At 66.3% G+C, this 845-nt stretch carries 1 pseudogene; it reads left to right on the top strand.

The window, feature by feature from the left end:
• Positions 1–159: 159 nt before the first annotated feature.
• Positions 160–845 (top strand): annotated as a pseudogene (locus LPA54_RS33365) (Na+:solute symporter); the annotation flags it as partial.

The following is an 845-nucleotide window of genomic DNA, read 5'->3' as shown; positions in this document are numbered from 1 at the left end:
CATTTTTACCTGGTCTTGGCCTGTAGTTTTCTTGTCGTGCTCCCGCCACAGCGCCCACGATGAGCGGGCACTTCGCACCCTTCCCTGCTTCTGCCCCGCTCAGGCGAAGTGCCAACCAGCTGAGCGGTGTTCACAAGGCGGACCCCTGGAAGGGGGGACATGAACGGTCTCGACTGGGCGGTGCTCATCGGCTACTTCGCCGTGATGGTCGCCATCGGTGTCTGGTCGCACAAGCGGGTGGACAACGTCAGCGACTTCTTCACGGCCGGCGGCAAGATGCCCTGGTGGCTCTCCGGGATCTCCCACCACATGTCGGGCTACAGCGCGGTGATGTTCACCGGGTACGCCGGCATCGCCTACACCTACGGCGTCACCTCGTTCGTCACCTGGTCCTTCCCCATCGCTCTGGGCATCGCCATCGGCTCCAGGCTGTTCGCCCCGCGGATCAACCGGCTGCGCTCCCGGCTCCACGTGGCCTCGCCGCTGGAGTACCTCAAGAACCGCTACGACCTGCGCACCCAGCAGGCGCTGGCCTGGTCAGGGATGCTGCTCAAGATCGTGGACGTCGGCGCTAAGTGGGCGGCCATCGCCACCCTGCTGTCGGTGTTCACCGGGGTCTCCCTGAACCAGGGCATCCTCATCACCGGCGCGGTCACCGCCGTCTACTGCACCATCGGCGGGCTGTGGGCGGACGCGCTGACGGAACTCGGACAGTTCGTCATCCAGCTGCTGGCCGGCATCACGATGTTCGTCGCGGTGGTGCTGGAGCTCGGCGACCACGGCGGCTTCCTCGGCGCATGGGACCAGCCGGAGCTCCAAGGACACGGCAAGCCGCTGGTCGGGCC

Origin of the sequence: Streptomyces sp. DH12, assembly GCF_020873895.1 — a bacterium.
Taxonomy (GTDB): Bacteria; Actinomycetota; Actinomycetes; order Streptomycetales; family Streptomycetaceae; genus Streptomyces.
The sequence above is the reverse complement of the archived record's forward strand: the minus strand, read 5'-3'. Positions and strand labels throughout refer to the sequence as shown.